Consider the following 25,205-nt stretch of genomic DNA (forward strand, 5'->3'; position numbering starts at 1 on the left):
GTTTATCGGGCTTGATCGTCAACCATCGGAACCGCCACCGACCGGGCGCATTTGTTTTCATGTCAACCTATCGTCTGAAGAACCTGCTGTCGCCGCGTTCGGTCGCGCTCGTCGGTGCGAGCGCCCGCCCGGTGTCCGTTGGACGCGCCGTTCTGGAGAACATCCGCAAGGCTGGATTCACGGGACAGTTCGGCCTCGTCAATCCGCGCCATGCCGAGATCGGCGGCGTCGCGGCCGTGGACAGCCTCGACAAATTGCCGTTCGTACCCGAGCTCGTGATCATCACCGCGCCGGCGCGCGCGGTTCCCGGCATCGTCGATCAAGCCGGGCGACGCGGCTCGGCGGGCGCCCTGATCGTCTCGGCCGGGCTCGGTCACGGACCGGGGTCCCTGCAGGAAGCCGCCATCGCTGCGGCCCGCAAATACGGCATGCGGCTGATCGGGCCGAACTGCCTGGGCATCATGATGCCCGGCGTGAGCCTCAATGCCAGTTTTGCCGCGCACATGCCGGGGTCGGGGAATCTCGCGCTGATCTCGCAATCAGGCGCGATCGCGGCCGGCATGGTCGATTGGGCCGCGCAGCGCGGCGTCGGCTTCTCCGGCATCGTCTCGATCGGCGATCAAATCGACGTCGATGTTGCCGATCTGCTCGACCATTTCGCGATGGATCACAAGACCCGCGCGATTCTGCTCTACATCGAAGCCATCAAGGACGCGCGCAAGTTCATGTCGGCCGCGCGAGCCGCGGCGCGTGTGAAGCCGGTCGTGGTGGTGAAGTCCGGCCGAATGGCGCAGGGCGCGAAGGCGGCCGCCACCCATACCGGTGCACTCGCCGGCGCCGACGCCGTCTATGACGCGGCGTTCCGGCGCGCGGGCGTCCTGCGGGTCTCCGATCTGCGTGAGCTGTTCGATTGCGCCGAGACGCTCGGCCGCGTCGAATCGCCGGCGGGAAAGCGCCTCGCCATCCTGACCAATGGCGGCGGCATCGGCGTCCTCGCCATTGACCGATTGGTCGAGCTCGGCGGCATTCCGGCAGCCATCTCGGCCGACGCCCGCAAGAAACTCGATGACGCGCTGCCGCCGACCTGGTCCGGCGCAAATCCCGTCGACATCGTGGGCGACGCCGATGCGTCGCGCTATGCGGCGGCGCTCGAGGTGTTGCTCGCCGATCCCGACAACGATTCGGTCCTCGTTCTCAACGTGCAGACCGCGATCGCCTCGGCTGCCGATATCGCAACGATGGTGACCGAACGGGTCAAGGCATATCGCGAGAAGCACCGCAGTTGGGCCAAGCCCGTGCTCGCCTCGTGGATCGGAGCAGACCAGAACATCATCGAAACACTGTCCGGTGGGGGCATCCCGAACTATCCGACCGAGGATGACGCCGTGCGCGGCTTCATGTACCTCGTGAGGCACCGCGAAGTCGTGGAGGAGCTGAGCCAGGTTCCACCGGCGATGCCCGAGACTTTCGTGCCGGACGCGCGTGCTGCAAAACAGATCATAGCTGCTGCCATCGCAGACGGCCGCCAATGGCTCGAGCCCGTCGAGATCAAGCACCTGCTCGAAGCCTACGATATCGCGATGGTGCCCACATACGCCGCGGCCGATGTCGAGCAGGCGGTGGCCTACGCGAAAGACATCTTTGCGCAAGGCGCCACGGTCGTGCTGAAGATCATGTCGCGCGACATCGTCCACAAATCCGATGTCGGCGGCGTCGTGCTCAATCTGACGACGGTCGAGGCGGTCCGCGCCGCCGCCACCGACATTCTCGCCCGGGCGGGGAAGCTGCGTCCCGAAGCTCGCATCGAGGGCGTCATCGTGCAGGCGATGGTCGTGAAGGCGAAGGCGCGCGAGTTGATCTTGGGCCTCGCCGACGATCCGACCTTCGGCACCGTCGTCGTGTTCGGCCGCGGCGGGACCGCGGTCGAGATCATCAACGACAAGGCGCTTGCGCTGCCGCCGCTCGATCTGCAACTGGCCCGCGACCTGATCGACCGCACGCGCGTGTCACGGCTGCTTCGCGCTTACCGGGACGTGCCGGCGGTGAAGCCCGACGCGGTCGCCATGATCCTGGTCAAGCTGGCGCAGATGGCCGCCGACCTTCCCGGGATCCGTGAATTCGACATCAATCCGCTGCTGGCGGACGAAACCGGCGTGACCGCGGTCGACGCTCGCGTCGCGGTCGGGCCACCGCAACGGAAGTTTGCGGGCTCCGGCGCCGCCAATTTCGCCGTTCGGGCCTATCCGTCGCAATGGGAGCGCCGCCTCAAGCTCAAAGAGGGCTGGCGGATCTTCGCGCGGCCGCTGCGTCCGGAGGACGAGCCGACCATCCACGCATTTCTGCGTCATGTCACGGCGCACGACCTTCGCCTGCGTTTCTTCGCGCCGATGAAGGAGTTCACCCACGAGTTCATCGCGCGCCTGACCCAGCTCGACTACGCGCGCGCAATGGCCTTTATCGCGTTCGACGAGGCGACCGGCGAGATGGTCGGCGTGGTCCGACTCCATTCGGACTCGATCTACGAGAGCGGTGAATATGCGATCCTGCTGCGGTCCGATCTCAAGGGCAAGGGGCTGGGATGGGCCCTGATGCAGCTGATCATCGACTACGCGAGATCGGAGGGGCTCAAAGCGATCTCCGGTGATGTTCTCAGGGAGAACACCACGATGCTCGAAATGTGCCGGCAGCTCGGCTTCGAGGTGAAGCCGGATCCGACCGAGCCGGATATTTGCGACGTCAGGCTGAAACTTTGAGCGCCCGCTATGAGCGCGCTTCGGCCGGATTTGCCGCGGCGGAGTCCTTGGCCGGTCTCCGCAAAGTCTTGACCAGGACCGCAATCAGCGGCACCAGCACGGGCACGATCGTGCCGAGCGGATGGTGCACGGCCCCCGACACCTGGGCCTGGAATGTGCGTGCCTCGAGCTGAAGTGCTTCGATGGATGCGCAGTGAATCTCGTTGGCGAGTTCGATGTCGCGGCCTGCAGGAGGCCGGCCGGCAATCACAAAGAGAATTGTGGCGATGGCAAAATTGACGGCGCCGAGGATGGCCGCCGCGCCAATGGCACTCCAGATCTGCACCAGTGCGAAATAGGCGGACAGCTCCAGCATCAGGAGCCCGAACGCGGCGATCAGCGCCGCAAAGGCGCGCAGGCCTAGGCCGATCAGAAGGTGGCGCAGCCTGATGTCCGCGATGATCCTGTCGGTACGCCAGAGCACACGCAGATGTTTGACGACATTTTCGGTGTTCACCTAGTGCCTCCGCAGCATAAAGCCGACGACCACGCCGAGCGCGAAGGCCGAGGCCAATGATGTGATCGGGCGGTCCGCAATGAGGCCCTGAAGCTGCTGCTGCTCCTCGTCGACGGTCTCGCCGAGCTCGGCGAGCGCGGCCCTGATCTGATCGGCAAGCGCCTCCGCGCGGTCTTTCGAACTGTCGAACATCTCCTCGCCGGCCGTGCTCAGCAAGCGTGTGACGTCAAGCTTCAGCGTGCGCAGTTCTTCGCTCATCCTGTCGCTGTCGAACATGGATCTGATTTCCCCGTTAATGGAAACAAACCTAGGACTCACCGGCCCGACCGGGCTTGATTTGCGTCAAGAAGGCAGACGCGTCGTGGTCTTGAGACAGGTCAAACCGGCTGCCACATGCTGGCCTAGAATGACCGGCTGAATGGGGACCCGGTTGTCCCGATGAGGTGGAAGCGTGAACTCCGAACCGCTGTTGCTGGCAACCTCCCACGAAGAGCTGAAATTGTGCCCGGAAGGGCCGTGGATTGCCGCGAACGTGTCGATGCTGGAGACATTGTCCCGGTCGGTCGGGGCTGATGTCGATCAATCCAGAGCCGTGACCCTGGACATGTCGGGCGTCAGCGCGCTCGACACGCTCGGCGCCTGGGTCCTGGAAAAGCTGTCGCGCAGGGCTTCATCATCCGGCAGGTCGGCCGAGTTTATCGGTGTCGCCGACCATTTCAGTGGCCTGATGGACGAGGTGCGCCAGGTCAACCGCCACACCCCGCCGCCGGCGCCTGCACCCAACCCTGTTCTGCTCAGGCTGAACGATCTCGGCAAGTCCACGGTCGGCGCGCGCGAAGACATCACGATCTTTCTTCAAATGCTGGGTGCGCTGTTCATGGCCCTGATCGGCGTGCTGCGCCGGCCGCGCTCGCTGCGACTGACATCGCTGATCTACCAGCTCTACCGCATCGGCTGGCAGGCCATCCCCATCGTCGTGCTGATCACCTTCCTGATCGGCGCCATCATCGCCCAGCAGGGATTTTTCCATTTCCGCAGGTTCGGCGCGGAGTCCTACACCGTCGACATGGTCGGCATCCTGGTGCTGCGCGAGCTCGGCGTGCTGATCGTCGCCATCATGGTCGCCGGCCGCTCGGGAAGCGCCTACACCGCCGAGCTCGGCTCGATGAAGATGCGCGAGGAGGTCGACGCGCTGTCGACCATGGGCCTCGATCCCGTCCACGTCCTGATCCTGCCGCGGGTTGCGGCCCTGGTGATTGCGCTGCCGATCCTTGCTTTCATCGGATCGATCGCCGCACTCTATGGCGGCGGCCTGGTCGCGCAGTTCTATGGCGGCATGGCGCCGGCGATCTACATCGCGCGGCTGCACGAGGCGATCTCGGTCACCCATTTCGAGGTGGGCATCCTGAAGGCGCCGTTCATGGCGCTGGTGATCGGAGTAGTCGCCTGCAGCGAGGGCTTGCGCGTGAAGGGCAGCGCCGAGTCGCTGGGACGACAGACCACGACGTCGGTGGTCAAGTCGATCTTCCTGGTGATCGTGCTCGACGGCCTGTTCGCGATCTTCTTCGCCTCGATCGGAATGTGATCATGGAAGAATCGCAAGAGCAGTTCGCGATCCGCGTCCGCGACCTCGTGGTCGGCTTCGGCCGGCAGACCGTGCTCGATCATCTGTCCCTCGACGTGCGCCGGGGTGAGATCCTCGGGCTCGTGGGGGCGTCCGGTGGTGGCAAGTCGGTGCTGATGCGAACCATCATCGGCCTCATCCCGCGCCAAGGCGGGACCATCGAGGTTACGGGACGGCCGATCGGCGGCCGTACCGAAGGCGCCGCCACGACATGGGGCATCCTGTTCCAGCAGGGCGCGCTGTTCTCCTCGCTGACGGTCCGGCAGAACATCCAGTTTCCGCTCCGTGAAAATCTCGTCCTGTCGCAGGAGCTGATGGACGAGATCGCGATCGCCAAGCTCGAAATGGTCGGGCTGCGGGCGCAGGACGCCGATAAATATCCGGCGGAGCTGTCCGGTGGCATGACCAAGCGAGTCGCGCTGGCGCGCGCGCTCGCGCTCGATCCGCCGATCCTGTTCCTGGACGAGCCGACATCAGGTCTCGATCCGATCGCTGCGGGCGATTTCGACGCGCTGATCGGGACCCTGCAAAAGACCCTCGGCCTCACCGTGTTCATGGTCACCCATGATCTGGCGAGCCTCACCACGGTCTGTGATCGCGTCGCCGCTCTCGCCGACGGCAAGATCGTGGCGATCGGTCCGATGCGCGAACTGCTGCAATCCGAGCATCCCTGGGTGCGGGCCTATTTCCACGGCAAGCGCTCGCAGATGCTGCAACACGAGATGAGATGAGACATGGAAACCCGCGCTCCCTACGTGCTGATCGGCAGTTTCGTCCTGGCTGCGATTCTCGCGGTGTTCGGCTTCGTCTATTGGCTGAACAACACCGGCGGCATCGGGCCGCGCACGAGCTATCACGTGCAATTCCAGGGCCCGGTGCCCGGTCTTCTGGTCGGCGCCGGTGTGCTGTTCAACGGCATCCGCGTCGGCGAGGTCACCCAGCTCGGGCTTGCGCCGGACAATCCACGCTTCGTCAATGCGACGATATCGGTTGCTTCAACCACGCCTGTGCGCGCCGACAGCAGGGTCGGGCTCGATTTCCAAGGGCTGACCGGCGTGCCGGTGGTGACCCTTGAGGGAGGCATCATCGTCGCCAAATCCGGCGAGCCCCCGACCCTGATTGCCGAGGCGGGTGCGGGCCAGAGCATGACGCAGGCCGCGCGGGATGCACTGCGGCGGGTCGACACCGTGCTGGAGGACAATTCGGGCCCGCTGAAGGACACCATCGCCAATCTCAAGACCTTCTCGGACGGGCTTGCGCGCAACACCGGCAAGATTGACGGCATTTTGGCGGGCCTGGAGAAAATGACTGGCGGCGGAACGCCGGCGCAGAAAGTCACCTATGACCTGCGCACGCCGCAGAACCTCGGTCCTGCGACCAAGACGCTCGCGGCGTCACTGGCCATTCCCGAGCCGACGGCGGTCGCCATGCTCCAGACCCAGCGCATGCTGTTCGCGCCCGGCGGGGATAATCCGGGCTTTGCGGACTTCCTCTGGGCCGACAGCATTCCGAAGCTGGTGCAGGCGCGGCTGATCGACAGTTTTGAGAACTACGACATCGCCCATGCGCCGTTGCGCACGGCCGATCTCGGGCAGGCGGACTATCAGCTGCTGATCGACATCAGGCGCTTCCGCATTGCCACCGAGGGAGAGACACGGGTCGAGATCGTCCTGTCGGCCCGGATCGTCGACAAGAACGGCAAGGTGGTCGCCTCGCGTCTCATCGAGACCAGCGAAAAGCTCGACAAGGTTGAACCGGCCGCGGCGGTCGCAGCGTTCGATACGGCCTTCACGCGCATCGCGAAGGAGCTGATCGGCTGGACGGTGCAAGCGGTATGAGGGCGGCTATTCCAGGGTCTTGAGGTAGGACAGGAGATCGTGAATCTGGTCCGGACTGAGCTCGAAGGCCGGCATGTCGGCGTGGCCGGTGTTGATGCCCTCGGCCAGCGCCTCCCCAAGGCTCTCGATCGGATAGCGCTGGTGCAGGGCTCGCAGCGGCGGCGCGATCTTGAGCGGACTGTTCGACGCACGGTCGATCGCGTGGCAACGGGCGCAATTGGCGCGCGCAAAGGCCTTGCCGCGTTGTTCGGCGGTCGGGGCCGCCAGGGCACGCGTCATCAGAAGCAACCCGACCAACCCGTGACGCAGCGTGCCTTGCAGCATGTAAAGTGACCCCGTTTAAGTCCGGGAGAAGAATAGGGCGGGGATTCCCTTCAAAATTGATCTGGGTCAACCGGCTTTGGCGCAGTGCAGTAAAATGCATCCGCGCGACGGGGTGGGCCTGATGGGCAGCCGGCGCTTGGAGCGGTCGATGAAGCCCGTAGTCACGATTGAGCCGAACTGGCAGCTCTGCAGCGATTGCGCCGTCCGCTCATCAGCGGTTTGTTCGTCGCTGGACGCCGTCGAGCTTCGGGAATTCGAGCATCTCGGCCGGCGCGTCCATTTTTCCTCGGGCGAGACTGTGTTCTCCGAGGAGGACATCACGACCTCGTTCTACAATCTCTTCGAGGGCGTCATGCGGCTGTACAAGCTGCTGCCCGACGGCCGCCGGCAGATCGTGGGCTTTGCCTTGCCCGGCGATTTCCTGGGGATGAATATTTCGGGCAGGCACAATTTTTCGGCCGATGCGATCGGCGCGGTGACCGTGTGCCAGTTCGCGAAGGCACCCTTCGGCCGTTTCATCGAGGACCGGCTGCACCTCCTCAGGCGGATCAACGAGCTGGCGATTCGCGAGCTGAACCAGGCCCGGGACCACATGGTCCTGCTCGGCCGCCGTTCGGCGGACGAAAAGGTTGCGGCCTTTCTGCTCGGCTGGCGCGAGCGGCTGGTTTCGCTGAAGGCGGCGTCGGACACGGTTCCGCTTCCGATGAGCCGCCAGGACATCGCCGATTACCTCGGCCTGACCATCGAGACCGTCAGCCGCACGTTCACCAAGCTGGAGCGCCACGGCGTGATCGAGATCATTCATGGCGGGATCAGCCTGCTCGATCCGGCGAAGGTCGAGGCCTTGGCCGCAGCCTGATTCCGACGCAGCGCGGCTCGATTTTGATCGGGATCAATGCATTCGGCCGCGTGCCCCGAATAATGCCTGAAACCACAGGGGAGGGCATCATGCCGGCTGACGCGTTGCTTATGAGCATCATTGTCGTAGCAATCTTTGTCACATTCGCCGGGGCACTGGCCTGGGCAGACCGGCAAACCAGTGCAGGCCCGCTCAAATCGGACGTCAAGCGTCGAAGCTCCTGAGATCACGGTCGCATTTGCGCCCGCGGCGCGGGCTATGCCGCGCGAGTGCGGGAGGGTTGGCAGCGCCTCAACGCAAGGCGGCGTGCGGCGCCTGCAACTCTGCATCGCCTAGGACGCATTGGCTCATCCTTCGGCTGCCGGCTTCACGCCTGACCGCGGCATTTTCGCCGCGTTTGCCTCAAATAGGGAGCATGCTTTCCGGTTGAAAAACTGGGCTACACTGACTACGCAGGGACCCCAGTGCCTCGCAGTCTTAGGAGCCCAGTGGCGTGCCTCAGGACAAGACCGGCGACGACCCCCGACAAGCGGCGGGAAATAAATTATCGGTCCTGCGCAAGCACCCGATCTTTGCGGATCTGGGGCCGGAGGCGCTGGATCAGCTCTGCCGTTACGCCAAGCACACCACGGTGAAGCGCGGCGCGACGATCGCCGCCAAGGGCGATCCCGGCAACAACCTGTTTGCGGTGATCACGGGAACGGTGAAGATCTCCTCTTCGTCGCCCGATGGCCGTAACGCCATTCTCAATCTGATCGGTCCCGGCGAGATCTTCGGCGAAATCGCGGTGCTCGACGGCGCCCCCAGGTCGGCCGATGCGACCGCCAACACCAATTGCGAGCTCTACATCATCGATCGCCGGGACTTCCTGCCGTTCGTGAAGAGCCAACCGGCGCTCGCAATGAAATTCATCGAGCTGCTCTGCGCGCGCCTGCGCTGGACCAGCCAGCAGGTCGAGCAGGTGATCCTGCAAAATCTGCCGGGCCGGCTTGCGAGCGCGCTGCTGGGGCTCACCGAAGAGCGCAAGTTCGACTCCGGCAGCGGCACGCTCGTCATCACGCAGCAGGAGATCAGCGAGATGGTGGGGATGACGCGCGAGAGCATCAACAAGCAATTGCGCGCCTGGGCGGGCCGCAACTGGGTTCGCCTCGAGCACGGCGCCATCGTCGTGCTCGATATGGATGCCTTGCGCGAACTCGCCGAGAGCGGGCTCGACAGCTAGCTGTCGATGATCGCGACGGCGCGGGTCCAGCCTGCGGAGGCCCGCTCGATCTTCACCGGAAAGCACGAGACGGTGAACCCGGTCGAAGGCAGCTGGTCGAGATTGTGCAGCTTCTCGAGATGGCAATAGCCGATGTGCCGCCCCGCCTTGTGGCCCTCCCAGATCAGGCCGGCGTCTTTCGTTTCGGCGTATTTCTTCGCGGTATGGACGAACGGCGCGTCCCAGCTCCAGCCGTCGGTGCCGGTCAGCCGCACGCCGCGCTCGAGCAGATACATGGTGGCCTCATAGCCCATGCCGCAGCCCGAGCTGACATAATCGGCTTGGCCGAACCTGGCGCCGGCGCCGGTGTTGACGACGACGATCTCCAGCGGCGACAGCGCATGCCCGATCCGCCTCAACTCCTTCTCGACGTCGTCGGCGCTCGCCACGTAGCCGTCGGGGAGATGACGGAAGTCGAGCTTCACGCCGGGCTGAAAGCACCATTCCAGCGGCACCTCGTCGATCGTCCATGACCGCTCGCCGCGATTCATGGTTGGATGGAAGTGCCAGGGCGCATCGAGATGCGTGCCGTTATGGGTCGACAGCGAGACCTGCTCGACCGCCCAGCCCTGGCCGTCCGGCAGGTCCTGCGCCGTGAGGCCCTCGAAGAACTGCAGCATCCGCGGCAGACCCTGCTGGTGATCGATGTACTGGATTGCCGGGTGATTGCCCGGCGGATCGGCCGTCACGTCGTTTCTGAGCGGCACGGAGATGTCGATCAGCTTCCGCGGCATGGGCATTCCTCGGGATGGTCGTTTTGTTTCGCAGCATCTTGAGGGGGCCGCACCGGCGTCGTCAAGCAACGCCCATGAACGCTTCCCGCGCCGGACGACCAGATGATTTCGGAAAAACTGGACGATGGGCCGGTTGTCTGCCCAAAGCCGGCTTGATCCATCGATGCAACTCTAGCATTGATCGATGCCGGATTTAGCTTGGACAGAGAATGCCGCGCGCCCTAGGGACGACAATGGCGCTTGACTTCACACCGGAAGTGGAGCGACCCAAGGCGGCCCGCAGCTCTGCCCAACGACATAATCAACTCAGGAGGAAGCTCAGATGAAGATACTTACCGGCGTCATCGCAGCCGCTCTGCTGGCGGTCTCAGCCCCCTTGGCGACCGCACGCGATTTCCGTTCCGCCGACATCCATCCCGCCGATTATCCGACCGTCGAGGCCGTCAAGTTCATGGGCAAGCAGCTCGCAGCGGCGAGCGGCGGCAAGCTCGGCGTGAAGGTGTTCCCCAACGGTGCGCTGGGCTCCGAGAAGGACACCATCGAGCAGCTCAAGATCGGCGCACTCGACATGATGCGGATCAACGCATCGCCCTTGAACAACTTCGTGCCGGAAACGATCGCGTTGTGCCTGCCCTTCATCTTCCGGGACACGCAGCACATGCGTACCGTTCTTGACGGGCCGATCGGCGACGAGATCCTGGCGGCCATGGCGCCCGCAGGCCTGATCGGCCTCGCCTATTACGACAGCGGCGCCCGGTCCATCTACACCGTCAAGGCACCGATCAAGTCGCTCGCGGACGTCAAGGGTCTGAAAATTCGCGTCCAGCAATCCGATCTGTGGGTCGGCATGATCCAGAGCCTCGGGGCCAATCCGACGCCGATGCCCTACGGCGAGGTCTATACCGCTCTCAAGACCGGTCTGGTGGACGCTGCCGAGAACAACTGGCCGTCTTACGAGTCCTCGCGCCATTTCGAGGCCGCCAAGTTCTACAACGTCACCGAGCACTCCCTGGCGCCCGAAGTTCTCGTGATGTCGAAGACGGTCTGGGACACGCTGAGCAAGGAGGACCAGGCGATGGTCCGCAAGGCGGCGAAGGAATCGGTTCCCGTCATGCGCAAGCTCTGGGACGAGCGTGAGCAGGCGTCCCGCAAGACCGTCGAAGCGGCCGGTGTTCAGGTCGTGACGATCGCCAACAAGGCGGCATTCGTCGACGCGATGAAGCCGGTGTACGACAAGTTCGCCGGTGACGAGAAGCTGAAGGGCCTCGTCAAGCGTATCCAGGACACGAAGTAAGACCATAGCGTCGGTCCGGCGCGCCGACTGGCGACGCCGGACCGACGCGTTGGAGGCGCGCAAGGAGACTTGCAAGGAGACTTGGATGACAGACCCTCACGTCGCAGACCACGAACTGGACGTAGCCGGACGCCCGTCCACCGGTTTGCTGTCCCGGATCAATGCTCCCGTCGCTCGGCTAGGGATGTATCTGTCGGTGACCGGACTGCTCGTCATCGTCACCATCGTCTTCTACCAGGTGTTCGGACGCTACGTGCTCAATTCCAGCCCGACCTGGACGGAGAACCTTGCGTTGGTTCTGATCCTGTATGTCACGTTGATCGGCGCCGCGGTCGGCGTGCGCGATGCCGGACATATCGGCATGGATAGTTTGCTGGTGATGCTGCCGGATCATGCGCGGGAGAAGATCGAGCTTGTGATCCACGTCCTGGTGGCCGGGTTCGGCGTCGCGATGGCCTATAACGGCTGGATCCTCGGAGCCTCGGTCGGAACGGTGAAGATCCCCAATCTCGGCCTGCCCGAAGTCATCCGCTACGTGCCGCTGATCGCCTCCGGCGTCCTGATCGTCTCCTTTTCAATCGAGCACATCATCGCTCTCCTGCGCGGCGAAGAGGTCGTCCCCTCATGGAACTGATCATTCTCGGCGCCAGTTTCTTCGGCTTCCTCGTCCTCGGCGTCCCCGTCGCCTTCGCGATCGGCCTCTCGGCGATTTGCACCATCCTCTACGAAGGCCTCCCGGTCGCGGTCATCTTCCAGCAGATGATGTCGGGGATGAACATCTTCTCCTTCCTCGCCATCCCGTTCTTCGTCTTCAGCGGTGAGCTGATGCTGCATGGCGGCGTCGCCGACAAGATCGTGCAGCTCGCCAAGAATCTCGTCGGACACATCCGCGGCGGGCTCGGCATGTCGAACGTGGTCGCCTGCACGCTGTTCGGCGGCGTGTCCGGCTCGCCCGTGGCCGACGTGTCGGCGATGGGGGCGGTGATGATCCCCATGATGAAGAAGGAAGGTTTCGACACCGACTATGCCGTCAACGTCACGACCCATGCTTCGCTGGTCGGAGCACTGATGCCGACCAGTCACAACATGATCATCTATGCGCTCGCCGCCGGCGGTAAGGTCTCGATCGGAGCGCTGATCGCCGCCGGCCTGCTGCCGGCGCTGGTGCTGATGGTGTGCATGCTGGTCGCCGCTTACGCGGTCGCGGTGAAGCGCGGCTATCCGGCCGGCAAGTTCCCGGGCTGGCCCGCGGTTTTCCGTTCGTTCGCGGCCGCTCTGCCCGGCCTTCTGATCGTCGGCATCATCCTCTCAGGCATCCTGTCGGGCGTGTTCACGGCGACCGAATCCGCGGCCGTCGCGGTCACCTACACGATCCTGCTGACGTTCTTCATTTACCGCACCATGACCTTGCCGAACTTCCTGCGCGCGGCGGCCAAGGCGGTGAAGACCACGGGGGTGGTGCTGCTGCTGATCGGCGTCTCCACCATGTTCCAGTATTTGATGGGGCTTTACGAGGTGGCCGACTTCGCCGGCGAGATGATGAGCAGGGTCTCGACCCAGCCCTGGGTCATCTTCCTGCTCATCAACGTCATTCTGTTCGTGCTGGGCACGTTCATGGACATGGCCGCGACCATCCTGATCTGCACGCCCATCTTCCTGCCGATCGCGATGAAGGCGGGCATGGATCCGGTGCAGTTCGGCATGCTGATGCTGATCAACTGCGCGCTCGGGCTGAACACCCCGCCGGTCGGGACGACGCAGTTCGTGGGCTGCGCCATCGGCGGCATCTCGGTGGGCGCGGTGATGCGCACTATCCTGCCGTTCTACGCCGCCCTGATCGCAGCTCTGATGTTCGTGACCTACGTCCCCGCCTTCTCGCTGTGGCTGCCCCGTCTGCTGATGGGCTACAAGGGCTAGCAGCAACGAAGGGAGAATCTATCCGTGACTGACTATCGCAAGCTCTTCGATCTCACCGGCAAGACGGCCGTGGTGCTGGGCGCCGCCTCCGGAATCGGCAAGTCGTCGGCCGAGGCGCTGGCCGGGCTCGGCGCCCGTGTCGTCTGCGCCGATCGTGCGCTTGAAGGCGCTGAAGCAACCGCCGCCGGCATTCGTGAGAAGGGCGGCTGGGCCGAGGCGGCTGCGTGTGACGCGGCGAGCGCTGCGGACGTCAATGCACTGGCGAAGACCGTGATGCAGAAATTTTCGCGGCTCGACATCGCGGTGACGACGCCCGGGCTCAACATCCGCAAGACCATCCTCGACTACACCGAGGAGGATCTCGACCGCGTCCTCAACCTCAACATCAAGGGCACGGTCTGGTTCTTCCAGGCCTTCGGCCGCATCATGGTCGAGCAGAAGGGCGGCAGCATCATTGCCTGCTCCTCGGTGCGGGCGGTGACTATCGAGCCGGGCCTTGGCGTCTACGGCTCGACCAAGGCCGCCATCGGCCTGCTGGTGAAGGGCTTTGCTTCGGAGGTTGGACGCTCCGGCGTGCGCGTCAACGCGATCGCGCCGAGCATCGCCGAGACCGCGCTGACCGGCCCGTTCAAGCAGCGTCCGGACATCTACAATCTCTATGCCGGCCATACCGTGTTCAACCGCTGGAGCAGCGCCGACGAGGTCGCGACAGCCGTCGCCTATCTCGCCTCGGACGCCGCGAGCTATGTCAGCGGCAGCACATTGTTTGTCGATGGTGGCTGGACCGCCGTCGACGGTCCGCCGACCGGTCTCACCCAGTTGCACACATAGGGCGATTATCTAGCCTGCAAAGCCGGCGCGCTGGCGCAGATCCCTGCGGTCTGCGCTGGTCAGCAACGCGATCAGCGCGGCCGCCTCTTGTGGATGTACGGCCCGCGTGGTCACGCCGGCCGTATACATCGTCACGAGCTCGCAGCCCGGCGGCAGCGCTCCTGACAGCGCGATGCCGTCGGTTGCAATGATCTCGGTCGCTTGCGTGCAGCCAATCGGATGCGCGGCGGTGGACGCCGCAAGCTCCCGCATCGCGGTCGCGCCGTTGGGGAAGATCTTGAGGCGCGAAGCGACCTCGTAGGCGATGCCGAGCTGATCCAGCACCTTTGCGACGTGCTGTCCCGCCGTCGAGGCTTTCGTATCAGGGACGTAGATCGCGTCGGCGCTGCGCAGTACCTCGCGCAAATTGGCCTCGGTCTTCACGGTCACCTTGGGATCGCGGCTCCGGACCGCCAGCGCGGTCTCGACCCGCCCGACATTTGTGATCGAGGAAGGGATGACGAGCGTCTCTTCGGCAAGCTTTGCAAGCAGCGCCTGCGTCAGGATCACCAGATCGGCCGCCGTTCCCGTGCGCAGCTTGTCGGCCATGATGCCGACTGCGCCGAACTCGCCGTCGATGCCGAAGCCGGTCTGCGTCTTGAAGGGATCGCCGAGGCCGCGCACCAGGCCTTGCGCCGCGCCTCCGCTCAAAATGCTCACTGTCGTCACGATGCCAGCTCCATGGCTGCAATGATCTTGTCGCGGGTGATCGGCAGGTCGCGCAGGCGCACGCCGAGGCAATCGTAAACGGCATTCGCGATCGCCGCCGTCACCGGGCCGTGGGCGGCCTCGCCAGCGCCGACCGGCTCGATCTCCGGCCGCTGGACGATCTCGACATCCACCATTGGCACCTCGCTGAAGGTGAGGATCGGATAGTCGGTCCAGGACGTCGATGTGATGCGCGTGCGGTCGAAGCGGACGCGTTCCTTCAGCACCCAGCTTGTCGCCTGGATCGCGCCGCCCTCGATCTGGTTGATGACGCCGTCCGGGTTGATGGCCTCGCCGACATCGACCGCAAGCGTCAGCCGCTTGACGCGGATGTTGTCAGTGCCCTCGATCTCCGCAATCGCGGCGCAATAGGCCCCCATGTTCTTGTAGCGGGCGAAGCCGACGCCGTGACCGATGCCGGACTTCTTTTGCGGCTTCCATTGCGCGCGTCGTGCCACCGCGCGAATGACCTCCTTTGCCCGTTCGTCGCGCAGATGGCGCAGGCGGAACGCGATCGGGTCTTCGCCGCGCAGCGCGGCGATCTCGTCGAGCAGGGACTCGATGGCGAACACATTGCCTTGTCCGCCAAGTGTCCGCAGCGCCGAGGTCCGCACCGGCATGGTCAGCAACCGGTGGCTCGTGACCGTCCAGGCCGGGAGGTCGTAGAGCGGAACGGAGTTGCGGTCGCCGCCGCCGCCATTGGCCGCGGGCGGATTGGTCGAGATCATGCGCGGGTAGGGGGTCGCAATCTCGGTTGCGGCAAGCAGCGCGGGCTGTGCTGCGCGCCCGGGCCGCGCCGCGTGGCCGTTGCTCCAGATCGCATGGCGCCAACCGACGATCTCGTTGTCCCCATCGAGGTCGGCCTCGATCTCGATCGCCATCGCCGCGCCGAACGGCGCGTGGGCCATCTCGTCGTGGCGCGACCACTGCACCCGCACCGGACGGCCGCCGGCCGCTTTCGCCAGCAGCACGGCATCGAGCGCGACGTCATCGGCCGCGTTGTGTCCGTAGCAGCCGGCGCCCTCCATGTGCTCGACGACGATGCTCTCGATCGGCAGCTTGAGCACGATCGCGAGGTCGGCGCGCAGCAGATAGACACCCTGGCTGTGCGTCCACACGTGGACGCGATCGCCGTCCCATCGGGCCATCGCACAGGACGGCGCGATCGAGGCATGCGCGATGTAGGGACGGATGTATTGCCGGCGGAGGGTGCGAGCAGCGTTCTTTATCGTTGCTGCAGAGGTCCTGGTGTCGATGACAGTGGTCTCGACCGGCTGGCTCTTCAGGAACCCGGCGAGATCAGCTTCCGGCAGCGGCTCGCCAGCCGACCATGTCGCCCCCTTACGCAAGGCTTTCAGCGCGGCTTCCGCCGCTGCCTCGCCGTCGGCAACCACGCCGGCAAAGCCGCCGTCGCGGACGATCGCGACGAGGCCGGGAACGGCTCGCGTCGCCGTCTCGTCGAGCGCGATCAGCCTGGCGCCGGAAATGTCCGGCCGCAGCACGCGTCCGTGCAGCAAGTCCGGCAGCGGACAGTCATGGATAAAGCGCGGCCGTGCGAACACCTTGTCGGGAATGTCGACGCGCTGGACCGAATGTCCGGCCACAGTGCGTTTGGCGACGATCTTCGCTGTCGCACCGGCTTTGGCGTCGTGGTCGAGCGAGACGTCACCGGCCAACTCCCAATAGCTCGTCCTGACATTGCCGGGGCCCGAGATCGTGCCGTCATGGATGTCGAGCAGCGACGCATCGACACCGAGACGCTCCGATGCTGCGAGGAGGAAGCGCTGGCGGATTTCGGCACAGGCGTGGCGCAGCGCCCGGCCGGACTGCTGGACCGAAAGGCTGCCCGAGGTGACGCCCTCGTTCGGACTTGCCGCCGTGGAGGCGCGGATCATCTCGATGCGGCCAATATCGACGTCGAGCTCGTCGGCTGCGATCTGCGCCAGGGCCGTGACGATGCCCTGGCCGATCTCGACCTTGCCGGGCGAGATCGCCACACGGCCTTCGCCGATGAGCTTCACCCAGGCTGACAGCTTGGGATTGGCCGCAAGGCTGACCGGCAGTGTCGGGGTAGGGGACGGCGCACTCATGATGTCGCCATCTCCGCGGCCGCCCGCAGCACAGCGCGGACCATGCGATTGTGCGATCCGCAGCGGCACAGATTGCGATCAAGCGCGGTTCTCACCTCAGCCTCCGTCGGCGACGGATTGCGCTTCAGCAGCGCCGCCGCGCTAATCAGGATCCCCGAGACGCAATAGCCGCATTGCATCGCCTGCTCGGCGATAAAGGCGCGTTGCAGCGGATGCGGCTGCTCCGCTGTGCCGAGGCCTTCCACCGTGACGACGTCCTTGTCCGCGACCGACCACATCGGCAGGTCGCACGAGGCCATCGCGCGGTCGCCGACCATGACATGGCAGGCGCCGCACTCGCCGGCCCCGCAGCCGAAATGCGGACTTGTAACGCCGAGCCGGCTGCGCAGCACGTCGAGCAGCGTCTGATCCGGATCGGCATCCACGGCCGCGGCCGTGCCGTTGAGCTGGAATTGAATGGTAGGCATTGTCGCTCTACAGCCTCAGGACTTGTCGAACTTCTTGACCACGTCGGCCCATTTTTCGATGTCACCGCGCAGGAACTTGTCGAATCCCTCCGACGTCATTGACATCGGCACCGCGCCCTGCGCAGTCCAGAGCTTGACGATGTCGGGCCGCTTCACCATTGCGTTCACGGCGGCATTGAGCTTGTCGATCACAGGTTTTGGCGTGCCGGCCGGCGCCATCAGGCCGAGCCAGATCGTGGCTTCGTAGCCTGCGACCCCCGCCTCGATCGCGGTCGGCACGTTCGGCAGCACCGCTGAGCGTTGCTTGCCGGTGGTCGCGAGCGCGCGGACCTGGTTCTCGCCGATGTTCGGCGCCATCGCCGGCACCGCGTCGATCATCATCTGAACCTGCCCGCCGATCACGCCGCTGCGCGCCTCACCACTGTTGCGATAGGGGACGTGGACGAGATCGATGCCGGCCATGGCTTTGAACAGCTCGCCGGCCATGTGATAGGGCGTGCCCTGGCCGGAGGAGGCATAGTTCAACTTCCCCGGCTGCGACTTGGCGAGCGCGACGAACTCCTGCAGCGTCTTCGCTGCGACTTGCGGGTTCACCACGATGACGAGATCGGAAGAGTTGACCGGTGCGATCGGCGCGAGGTCGCGCATCAGCTCGTATTTGCGCTTGTCCGGCGTCAGCAGGGATTCGTTCGCGGTCTGGGTGTTGGACATCATCAGCAGCGTGTAGCCGTCGGCGGGCGACTTCGCCGCTTCGACCGTGCCGATGACGCCGCCCGCGCCGGTGCGGTTCTCGATCACGAAGGGTTGGCCAAAACTCTCCTGGAGCGCATTGCCGATCAGCCGGGCCGCGACATCGGCCGGCCCGCCGGCGCCGAAGGGCACGACGATCCGGACCGAATGGTTGGGATAGTCCTGCGCCAAGGACGGGCTTGCGGAGGACGCGCTGAGCAGACCGGCGGCCAGCGCCAGCATGAATTGTCGGGCCGTCACACCCACCTCCCTGATGTCGTTCTTGTTGTTGGGCACTGTAGCGGCAGGGGAGGCGGACTGTCGACGCCTCACAAGACCGATGGTGCCTGGAATATCGGGCGGTTTTCGGTGTGGCGGCGCCGCTCTTCGCGGTCGCGGCAGGAACCGGCGGCGCACACGGTCTGAGCAAATCGCATGGGCGTTGCCGGATAAATACCCTCGGCTGAGGGGTATTTTGGTGTTACCAAATTGGACATGAACCAGCACGCCAAGATCGAAATCCGCCATTCGACCTGTCCGCATGATTGCCCGTCGGCCTGTGCCCTCGATGTCGAGGTGCTCGAGGGACGCAGCATCGGTCGCGTCCGCGGTTCGAAAAAGCAGACCTATACGGCCGGCGTGGTCTGCGCCAAGGTTGCCCGTTACGCCGAGCGCATCCATCATCCTGAACGGCTGATGTATCCGCTGCGTCGAACGGGTGCGAAGGGCTCCGGCCAATTCGCCCGGATCAGCTGGGACGAGGCGCTGGACGAGATCGCGGATCGCTTCAACCAGGCCGAGCGCGAGTTCGGTGCGGACTCAATCTGGCCGTACTATTACGCCGGCACGATGGGGCTGGTGATGCGCGACGGCCTCAACCGGCTCACGCATGTGAAGAAATATTCGCGGTTCTACCAGACCATCTGCGCCAATGTCGGTCGCATCGGGTTCGCGATCGGCACCGGCAAGATCGCCGGCGTCGATCCGCGCGAGATGGCGCTGTCCGATTTGGTGGTGATCTGGGGCACCAACCCCGTCAACACGCAGGTCAACGTGATGACGCACGCCGCGCGTGCGCGCAAGGAGCGTGGCGCCAAGATCGCAGCCGTCGACATCTACGACAACGAGACCATGAAGCAGGCGGACATCAAGATCATCCTGCGGCCCGGCACCGACGGCGCGTTCGCCTGCGGCGTGATGCATGTCCTGTTCCGCGACGGCTATGCCGATCGTGCCTATATGGACAAGTACACCGATTGCCCTGGCGAGCTCGAGGCGCATCTGAAGACGCGCACGCCCGAATGGGCCTCCGCGATCTCAGGCGTGCCGGTAGCGGAGATCGAGGCTTTTGCCAAACTGGTCGGCGAGACCAAGCGGACCTTCTTCCGGCTCGGCTATGGCTTCACCCGCTCGCGCAACGGCGCGGCGCAGATGCATGCCGCGAACTGCATTCCTGCCGTGACCGGCGCCTGGCAATATGAAGGCGGCGGCGCCTTCTTCAACAATTTCGCGCTGTGGCACTTCAACGAATCCATCATCGAAGGTCACGACGCCATCGACCCAACCATCCGCGCGCTCGACCAGTCGCAGATCGGCCGCATCCTCACGGGCGATTCCAAGGCGCTGCACGGCAACGGTCCGGTCAAGGCGATGCTGATCCAGAACACCAATCCAATGACGGTGGCGCCGGAGCAGGCGCTTGTGCGCCAGGGTTTTGCGCGCGAGGATTTGTTCGTCGCCGTGCACGAGCAGTTCATGACCGAGACAGCCGAGATGGCCGACATCGTGCTGCCGGCGACGATGTTCATGGAGCATGACGATCTCTATTACGGCGGCGGCCACCAGCACATCTCGGTCGGGCCGAAGCTGATCGACCCGCCCGGGGAATGCCGCTCCAACCACGAGGTCTTGCAGGCGCTGGCGCCGCGGCTTGGCGCTACGCATCCCGGGTTCGAGCTGACGCCGCGTGAATTGATCGACGCGACGCTGAAGCTGAGCGATCACGGCGACATTGCCGGCCTCGAAGCCGATCTCTGGCGCGACCTGCAGCCGGACTTCCGCACGTCGCATTATCTCGACGGCTTCGCCCATGCCGACAAGAAATTCCATTTCAAGGCCGATTGGGCGCATCCGCCGTTCGGCCAGAAGATGGGTGACTTGGACAAGATGCCGTCGCTGCCGGACCATTGGGCGGTGATCGAGCATACCGACCAGGCCCATCCGTTCCGGCTTGCCACGAGCCCGTCGCGCAGCTTTCTCAACACCACCTTCAACGAGACGCCGTCCTCCCAGGCGCGTGAGGGCAAGGCGAGCGTGATGATCCATCCCCTGGATGCGGCCGCGCTCGACATCGCGGATGGCGATGCCGTGACGCTCGGCAACACCCGCGGCGAGACCACACTGATCGCCACATTGTTCGAAGGCGTGCGCCGCGGCGTGCTGATCGCGGAGTCCGTTCATCCCAACAAGAACCATATCGGTGAGCGCGGCATCAATATGCTGACGGGCGCGGACACAATCGCGCCGATCGGCGGCGCCGCGTTCCACGACAACAAGGTCTGGATCAGGAAAGCAGTCGCGGCCTGAGCCGCACACGCGCCTCGATCGCGCTACAAGTTTGTGTCGAGGCGCTAAAGCGGCACCGCGCCGCAGATTGCGCTTGCACCTTCCGCCCGAGCTGCCGCAAATGGCTGCAAAACGGAGAGCCCAAGGAAGCGAGCGCGCCATGACCGACACCACAGCCGTGATCACCGAGAAGCGCGGGCAGGCGCTCTGGATCACCATCAACCGGCCCGAGAAACGCAACGCGCTGAATGGCGAGGTTATCGCCGGCATCGCGCGCGGCTACCGCGACGCGCATGACGACAAGGATGTCCGCATCATCGTGCTGACGGGCGCGGGCGACAAGGCGTTCTGCGCCGGCGCGGATCTGCAGAACTCCGGCGCGGCCTTCGCGATGGATCATTCGAAGCCGAATGTCGACTATGCCGATCTGCTGCGCTTGTCGCAGAACGCGACCAAGCCCGCGATTGCGCGCCTCAGCGGCGTCTGCATGGCCGGCGGCATGGGCCTGCTCTGCATGACCGACATGGCCGTCGCCGCCGATCACGTCATCTTCGGCTTGCCGGAGGTGAAGGTCGGCGTATTCCCGATGCAGGTGTTGAGCCTGTTGCAGTCCATTGCTCCACCTCGCCTCGTCAACGAATGGGCGCTGACCGGCGAGCCGTTCGACGCGAAAGCGGCGCAGGGAGCGGGCCTGCTGAACTACGTCGTGCCCGCGGCGGAGCTGGACGCCAAGGTCGACTGGCTGATCGGCCGCATCGTCGATAAATCCCCGACCGCAATTCGCCGCGGCAAATACGCGATGCGCGCCATCGCCTCGATGTCGTTCGACGAGAGCATCGCCTACACCGAAAGCCAGATCGCGCTGCTCGCGATGACCGAGGACGCCAAGGAAGGGCTGAAGGCGTTCAGCGAAAAGCGCAAGCCGGTGTGGACGGGGCGATGAAGTTCAATGTCGTCTTGACGGAGCCAGTACGACGCCGCGGCACCGGAACGATCTTGTAGCCCGGACGGAGCGAAGCGTAATCCGGGGTTTGCGCGTGGGACGCCGACGCTCCGGATTGCGCTTCGCTCCATCCAGGCTGCGGAAGAGGTCTCACCCCGCGTTGGCCTTCAACCCCGCGGCTTGGATGCCCGCCACCGCGCACGTCTCGTCATTGTCGGACGTGTCTCCGCTGACGCCGACCGCGCCGAGCAGCGTCGTGCCGTCCATGATCAGCACGCCGCCGGGGACCGGGACCAGCGCGCCCTTGGCCATGGTGTTCACGGCGTCGATGAAATAGGCCTGCTCCTGCGCGCGCTGAAACAGGGCGCGTGAGCCCATGCCCAATGCGAGCGCGCCATAGGCCTTGCCGTGCGCGATCTCGGCGCGCATCAGGCTGGTGCCGTCCTGCGCCGCGGCGATCTTGAGCACGCCGCGGGCGTCGAGGATGGTGACGACCAGCGGCTTCAGCTTCAGCTCGGTGGATTTCGCGAAGGCGGCGTCGAGGATCTTGCGGGCGGCGTCGAGGGTGAGGTCAGCCATGATTGGTTTCCTTTGCAACAGGAGGGGTTGTGGATTGGGTTTCGGCACGATCAAGGCTCATCGCCAGCACGCGCGCGACGTGAAGCGCCTCGCGCTCCGCGCCGTCGTGGATCTGGTGCCGGCAGGAGGTGCCGTCGGCAACGACGAGCGTCTTCTGGTCCGCGCGCCGCACGGCGGGTAGCAGCGAGAGCTCGGCCATCTCAATCGAGGCATCGTAGGTGTCTGCGCCATAACCAAAGGCGCCGGCCATGCCGCAGCAGCTCGATTCGATGGTCTGGACCTCAAGGCGAGGGATGAGGCGCAGCACCTGTTCGACCGGCTTGAATGCGCCGAAGGATTTTTGATGGCAATGGCCGTGCACCAGGGCTTTGTCGGCAACGGCGCCGAGCGGCAGTTGCAGCCGGCCGGCCTCGGCCTCGCGCACCAGGAATTCCTCGAAGGTCAACGCGTGGGCGCCGACGGCCTTGGCCTCATCGTCCTTGCGCAGCGAGGCGAGCTCGTCGCGCAAGGTCAAAAGGCAGCTTGGCTCGAGACCGACGATCGGCACGCCGCGCGTGGCGAAGGGCGCGAAGGCGGCGACGAGACGATCGAGCTCTGACCTGGCTTCGTCGACAAGGCCCGCTGACAGGAACGTGCGGCCGCAGCACAGCGGACGGCTGCCGCTTGCGGGTTTCGGCAGATGCACGCGATAGCCGCCGGCCGCGAGCACGCGCAGCGCGGCCTCGAGATTTTCGCGCTCATAGATGCGGTTGAAGGTATCGGCGAACAGCACGACCTCGCGGCCGGTCTCCGGCCCGACCACTTCGGCCGGCGGCACGAACACGTCGCTGCGGAAGGCGGGCAGCGCGCGGCGGGCGCTGATGCCGGCAAAGCGTTCGAACAGCTTTCGCAGCAGCGGGCTGCGGTTGCGCAAATTCGCCAACGGCGCGAAGCGCGACGCGAGGCCGGCATAGCGCGGGAGGTAGCCGACCAGCCGGTCGCGCAAGGTCAGGCCATGCGAGGCCGCGCGCGCGGCGAGCACCTCGATCTTCATCTTGGCCATGTCGATGCCAACAGGGCATTCGTGGCGGCAGGCCTTGCAGGATACGCAAAGCTTTAGCGTCTCCATCATCTCGTCGGAGGAGAGCGCGCCCGCGCCAAGCTGGCCGGAGATGGCGAGCCGCAGCGTGTTGGCGCGGCCTCGCGTCGCGTCCTTCTCGTTGCGCGTCGCGCGGTAGGACGGGCACATCACGCCGCCCTCGAGCTTGCGGCAGGCGCCGTTGTTGTTGCACATCTCGACCGCGCCCTGAAAGCCGCCGCCGGCCCCGGGATAAGCGGACCAGTCGAGTTTTGTCTTGATCTCTGCGACGCGATAGTCAGGCTTGAAGCGGAATAGCGAACGATCGTCCATCTTCGGTGCGTCGACGATCTTGCCGGAGTTGAGCACGCCCTCGGGATCAAAGCGCTGCTTCACGTCCCGGAAGTCGGCGACCAGGCGCTCGCCGAACATCGTTTCGTGGAATTCGGAGCGCACCAGGCCATCGCCGTGCTCGCCGGAATGCGAGCCCTTGTATTCGCGCACCAGTTCGAAGGCTTCCTCGGCGATGGCCCGCATCGCCTTGACGTCCTTCTCGAGCTTCAGGTTCAGCACCGGCCGCACGTGCAAGCAGCCCTCGGAGGCATGCGCGTACATCGTGCCGCTGGTGCCGTGCCTGGCGAAGACCTCGTTCAAGCGCGCGGTGTAGTCGGCGAGATGCGGCAGCGGCACGGCGCAGTCCTCGACGAAGGAGACGGGCTTTCCTTCCTGCTTCATCGACATCATGACGTTGAGGCCGGCGGCGCGGAAATCGGCTATCCCGCTCTGCAGCGCGGGCTCGGTGATGTCCACCACGCCGCCCCATTTTCGCTTGTCGTTGTTCCAGCCGAAGCCGAGATCGCCCATCAGCTCTCCAAGCTGCTTCAGGCGCACGAGGTTGTCCGCCTGATCCACCTCGGCGAACTCGACCACGAGCACCGCATCCGGATCGCCCTTGATCGCAGTGGAGATGATGGGTCGGAACATCGCGATGTCGCGGCCGAGTGCGAGCATGGTGCGGTCGACCAGCTCGACCGCGATCGGCTTGAGCTTGACCAGATGCTGGGCCGCGTCCATCGCCTCGTAAAAACTGCCGAAATGGCAGATGCCGAGCGCCTTGTTGCGGATCACAGGCCACAGCTTCAGCTCGACCTTGGTGGTGAAGGCGAGGGTCCCCTCGGAGCCGACGAGAAGGTGCGCCATGTTGTTGCGGGCATTGCGCGGCACCAGCGCATCGAGATTGTAGCCGCCGACACGTCGCTGCACTTTTGGAAAGCGTGCGGCGATCTCCCCGACCTCGCGGGCGCCGAGATCGAGCATGTCGCGGAACAGGGCGCGGGCGTTGTCGTTCGCATCGAGATCGGAGAGATCGCGCGAGACCTCGCCGAAGCGGCTCAGCGTGCCGTCGGCAAGCGCGGCCTCCATCGACAGTGTGTTGTCGCGCATGGTGCCGTAGCGCAGGCTACGGCCGCCGCAGGAATTGTTGCCGGCCATGCCGCCGATTGTGGCGCGCGAGGCCGTAGAGACGTCGACCGGAAACCAGAGGCCGTGTTTCTTCAGCTGGCGGTTGAGGTCGTCGAGCACGATGCCCGGCTCGACCACGCAGGTGCCTCCTTCGACGTCGAGCGACAGGATCCGGTTCAGGTGCTTCGAGAGATCGACCACGAGACCGTCATTGACGGTCTGGCCGCATTGCGAGGTGCCGCCGCCGCGCGGGGTCACCTTCAGTCCCTCGTCGCGCGCGATCGCCAGCGCCCGCAAGGCCTCGTCCATGGTGCGCGGCACCACCACGCCATGGGGCATGATCTGGTAGAAGGAAGCGTCGGTGGCGTAGCGGCCGCGGCTGAAAGCGTCGAACAGGACGTCGCCGGTCACGTCCCGGGCCAGACGTGCCGCGAGGCCGTCCTTTTTGGCCGATTCCTGTGATTTCCCGGGCACTTCCGCCGCCATGGTCCGCTCTTGCCTGTTCGCCGCCCCCGTCTTGCCTCCGGTCACGGCCCTTGGCAAGGCGAGCCCTGCTTCTTGTGCATTGACGGACCCCGTCCGGCGAGGGACAAGCCCGGCGAATAGTGATATTCGAGCGGCTCGCGCAGCCCCTTG

Annotated in this window: 22 protein-coding genes; 12 read left to right on the plus strand and 10 right to left on the minus strand. The window is 65.0% G+C overall.

Going from position 1 to position 25,205, the window contains the following annotated elements:
• The first annotated feature begins 59 nt into the window (after positions 1-59).
• Positions 60-2,753, plus strand: coding sequence for a bifunctional acetate--CoA ligase family protein/GNAT family N-acetyltransferase (locus IVB48_RS22445; RefSeq protein WP_247402928.1), 2,694 nt, complete (start codon positions 60-62; stop codon positions 2,751-2,753).
• Positions 2,754-2,760: 7 nt separating this feature from the next.
• Here the strand turns inward: IVB48_RS22445 and IVB48_RS22450 are convergent, their stop codons facing one another.
• Both IVB48_RS22450 and IVB48_RS22455 read right to left on the minus strand, forming a co-directional pair.
• On the minus strand, positions 2,761-3,249 hold the full coding sequence (locus IVB48_RS22450) for a phage holin family protein (protein WP_247290384.1): 489 nt from the start codon (positions 3,247-3,249) through the stop codon (positions 2,761-2,763).
• Positions 3,250-3,525, minus strand: coding sequence for a hypothetical protein (locus IVB48_RS22455; RefSeq protein ID WP_027566706.1), 276 nt, complete (start codon positions 3,523-3,525; stop codon positions 3,250-3,252).
• Positions 3,526-3,700: 175 nt separating this feature from the next.
• On the opposite strand from IVB48_RS22455, the gene IVB48_RS22460 reads away from it, so the two are divergent.
• Genes IVB48_RS22460 through IVB48_RS22470 form a run of 3 tightly spaced genes read left to right on the plus strand, consistent with a single transcriptional unit; the run spans position 3,701 to position 6,711 of the window.
• A complete protein-coding gene (locus IVB48_RS22460) occupies positions 3,701-4,834 on the plus strand; it encodes an ABC transporter permease (protein WP_247402929.1) in 1,134 nt (377 codons plus the stop codon).
• A gap of 2 nt (positions 4,835-4,836) precedes the next feature.
• Positions 4,837-5,604, plus strand: coding sequence for an ABC transporter ATP-binding protein (locus IVB48_RS22465; protein WP_247290380.1), 768 nt, complete (start codon positions 4,837-4,839; stop codon positions 5,602-5,604).
• Between the two features lie 3 nt (positions 5,605-5,607).
• Positions 5,608-6,711, plus strand: coding sequence for an ABC-type transport auxiliary lipoprotein family protein (locus tag IVB48_RS22470; RefSeq protein WP_247290378.1), 1,104 nt, complete (start codon positions 5,608-5,610; stop codon positions 6,709-6,711).
• A gap of 6 nt (positions 6,712-6,717) precedes the next feature.
• On the opposite strand, the gene IVB48_RS22475 is transcribed toward IVB48_RS22470, so the two are convergent.
• Positions 6,718-7,035, minus strand: a complete 318-nt coding sequence (locus tag IVB48_RS22475) for a cytochrome c (protein ID WP_247290376.1) — start codon at positions 7,033-7,035, stop codon at positions 6,718-6,720.
• A 148-nt stretch (positions 7,036-7,183) separates the two neighbouring features.
• On the opposite strand from IVB48_RS22475, the gene IVB48_RS22480 reads away from it, so the two are divergent.
• Both IVB48_RS22480 and IVB48_RS22485 read left to right on the plus strand, forming a co-directional pair.
• On the plus strand, positions 7,184-7,894 hold the full coding sequence (locus tag IVB48_RS22480; RefSeq protein WP_247290374.1) for a helix-turn-helix domain-containing protein: 711 nt from the start codon (positions 7,184-7,186) through the stop codon (positions 7,892-7,894).
• 493 nt (positions 7,895-8,387) lie between these two features.
• Positions 8,388-9,116 carry a Crp/Fnr family transcriptional regulator gene (locus tag IVB48_RS22485; protein WP_027566711.1) on the plus strand — a complete coding sequence of 243 codons (729 nt, stop codon included), beginning with the start codon at positions 8,388-8,390 and terminating at the stop codon, positions 9,114-9,116.
• On the opposite strand, the gene IVB48_RS22490 is transcribed toward IVB48_RS22485, so the two are convergent.
• A complete protein-coding gene (locus tag IVB48_RS22490; protein ID WP_247290372.1) occupies positions 9,113-9,889 on the minus strand; it encodes a cyclase family protein in 777 nt (258 codons plus the stop codon). The genes IVB48_RS22485 and IVB48_RS22490 overlap by 4 nt on opposite strands.
• 322 nt (positions 9,890-10,211) lie before the next feature.
• On the opposite strand from IVB48_RS22490, the gene IVB48_RS22495 reads away from it, so the two are divergent.
• The 4 genes from IVB48_RS22495 to IVB48_RS22510 all read left to right on the plus strand — a co-directional run bounded on the left by IVB48_RS22495 (position 10,212) and on the right by IVB48_RS22510 (position 13,931).
• Positions 10,212-11,183 (plus strand): TRAP transporter substrate-binding protein, encoded by a 972-nt coding sequence (locus IVB48_RS22495; protein ID WP_247402932.1) that lies wholly within the window; start codon positions 10,212-10,214, stop codon positions 11,181-11,183.
• Between the two features lie 85 nt (positions 11,184-11,268).
• A complete protein-coding gene (locus IVB48_RS22500; RefSeq protein WP_027566714.1) occupies positions 11,269-11,817 on the plus strand; it encodes a TRAP transporter small permease in 549 nt (182 codons plus the stop codon).
• Positions 11,808-13,100, plus strand: coding sequence for a TRAP transporter large permease (locus IVB48_RS22505; protein WP_247290369.1), 1,293 nt, complete (start codon positions 11,808-11,810; stop codon positions 13,098-13,100). Before IVB48_RS22500 ends, IVB48_RS22505 begins: the two co-directional genes overlap by 10 nt.
• A gap of 24 nt (positions 13,101-13,124) precedes the next feature.
• Positions 13,125-13,931, plus strand: a complete 807-nt coding sequence (locus IVB48_RS22510) for an SDR family oxidoreductase (protein WP_247290367.1) — start codon at positions 13,125-13,127, stop codon at positions 13,929-13,931.
• Between the two features lie 9 nt (positions 13,932-13,940).
• Here the strand turns inward: IVB48_RS22510 and IVB48_RS22515 are convergent, their stop codons facing one another.
• Genes IVB48_RS22515 through IVB48_RS22530 form a run of 4 tightly spaced genes read right to left on the minus strand, consistent with a single transcriptional unit; the run spans position 13,941 to position 18,207 of the window.
• On the minus strand, positions 13,941-14,639 hold the full coding sequence (locus IVB48_RS22515) for a substrate-binding domain-containing protein (protein ID WP_247290364.1): 699 nt from the start codon (positions 14,637-14,639) through the stop codon (positions 13,941-13,943).
• Positions 14,636-16,768 carry a molybdopterin cofactor-binding domain-containing protein gene (locus tag IVB48_RS22520; protein WP_247290362.1) on the minus strand — a complete coding sequence of 711 codons (2,133 nt, stop codon included), beginning with the start codon at positions 16,766-16,768 and terminating at the stop codon, positions 14,636-14,638. The genes IVB48_RS22515 and IVB48_RS22520 overlap by 4 nt, the downstream gene beginning before the upstream one ends.
• Entirely contained in the window at positions 16,765-17,235 is a 471-nt protein-coding gene (locus IVB48_RS22525; protein ID WP_247290360.1) for a (2Fe-2S)-binding protein, read from the minus strand. The genes IVB48_RS22520 and IVB48_RS22525 overlap by 4 nt, the downstream gene beginning before the upstream one ends.
• 15 nt (positions 17,236-17,250) lie before the next feature.
• Positions 17,251-18,207, minus strand: a complete 957-nt coding sequence (locus IVB48_RS22530) for a tripartite tricarboxylate transporter substrate binding protein (protein ID WP_247403054.1) — start codon at positions 18,205-18,207, stop codon at positions 17,251-17,253.
• Positions 18,208-18,459: 252 nt separating this feature from the next.
• Here IVB48_RS22530 and IVB48_RS22535 point away from each other — a divergent pair, with 252 nt between their 5' ends.
• Both IVB48_RS22535 and IVB48_RS22540 read left to right on the plus strand, forming a co-directional pair.
• Positions 18,460-20,550 (plus strand): molybdopterin-dependent oxidoreductase, encoded by a 2,091-nt coding sequence (locus IVB48_RS22535; protein WP_247402935.1) that lies wholly within the window; start codon positions 18,460-18,462, stop codon positions 20,548-20,550.
• Positions 20,551-20,689: 139 nt separating this feature from the next.
• Positions 20,690-21,472 carry an enoyl-CoA hydratase/isomerase family protein gene (locus tag IVB48_RS22540; protein WP_247402938.1) on the plus strand — a complete coding sequence of 261 codons (783 nt, stop codon included), beginning with the start codon at positions 20,690-20,692 and terminating at the stop codon, positions 21,470-21,472.
• 150 nt (positions 21,473-21,622) lie between these two features.
• Here IVB48_RS22540 and IVB48_RS22545 read toward each other — a convergent pair whose 3' ends face one another.
• Together IVB48_RS22545 and IVB48_RS22550 are read right to left on the minus strand one after the other, a co-directional pair.
• Complete coding sequence (locus tag IVB48_RS22545) at positions 21,623-22,051, minus strand: heme-binding protein (protein WP_247402940.1); 429 nt, start codon at positions 22,049-22,051, stop codon at positions 21,623-21,625.
• Positions 22,044-25,055 carry an FAD-binding and (Fe-S)-binding domain-containing protein gene (locus tag IVB48_RS22550; RefSeq protein WP_247402942.1) on the minus strand — a complete coding sequence of 1,004 codons (3,012 nt, stop codon included), beginning with the start codon at positions 25,053-25,055 and terminating at the stop codon, positions 22,044-22,046. The genes IVB48_RS22545 and IVB48_RS22550 overlap by 8 nt, the downstream gene beginning before the upstream one ends.
• Positions 25,056-25,205 lie beyond the last annotated feature (150 nt).

This window comes from Bradyrhizobium sp. 76 (assembly GCF_023073025.1).
In the GTDB taxonomy this organism is placed as follows: domain Bacteria; phylum Pseudomonadota; class Alphaproteobacteria; order Rhizobiales; family Xanthobacteraceae; genus Bradyrhizobium.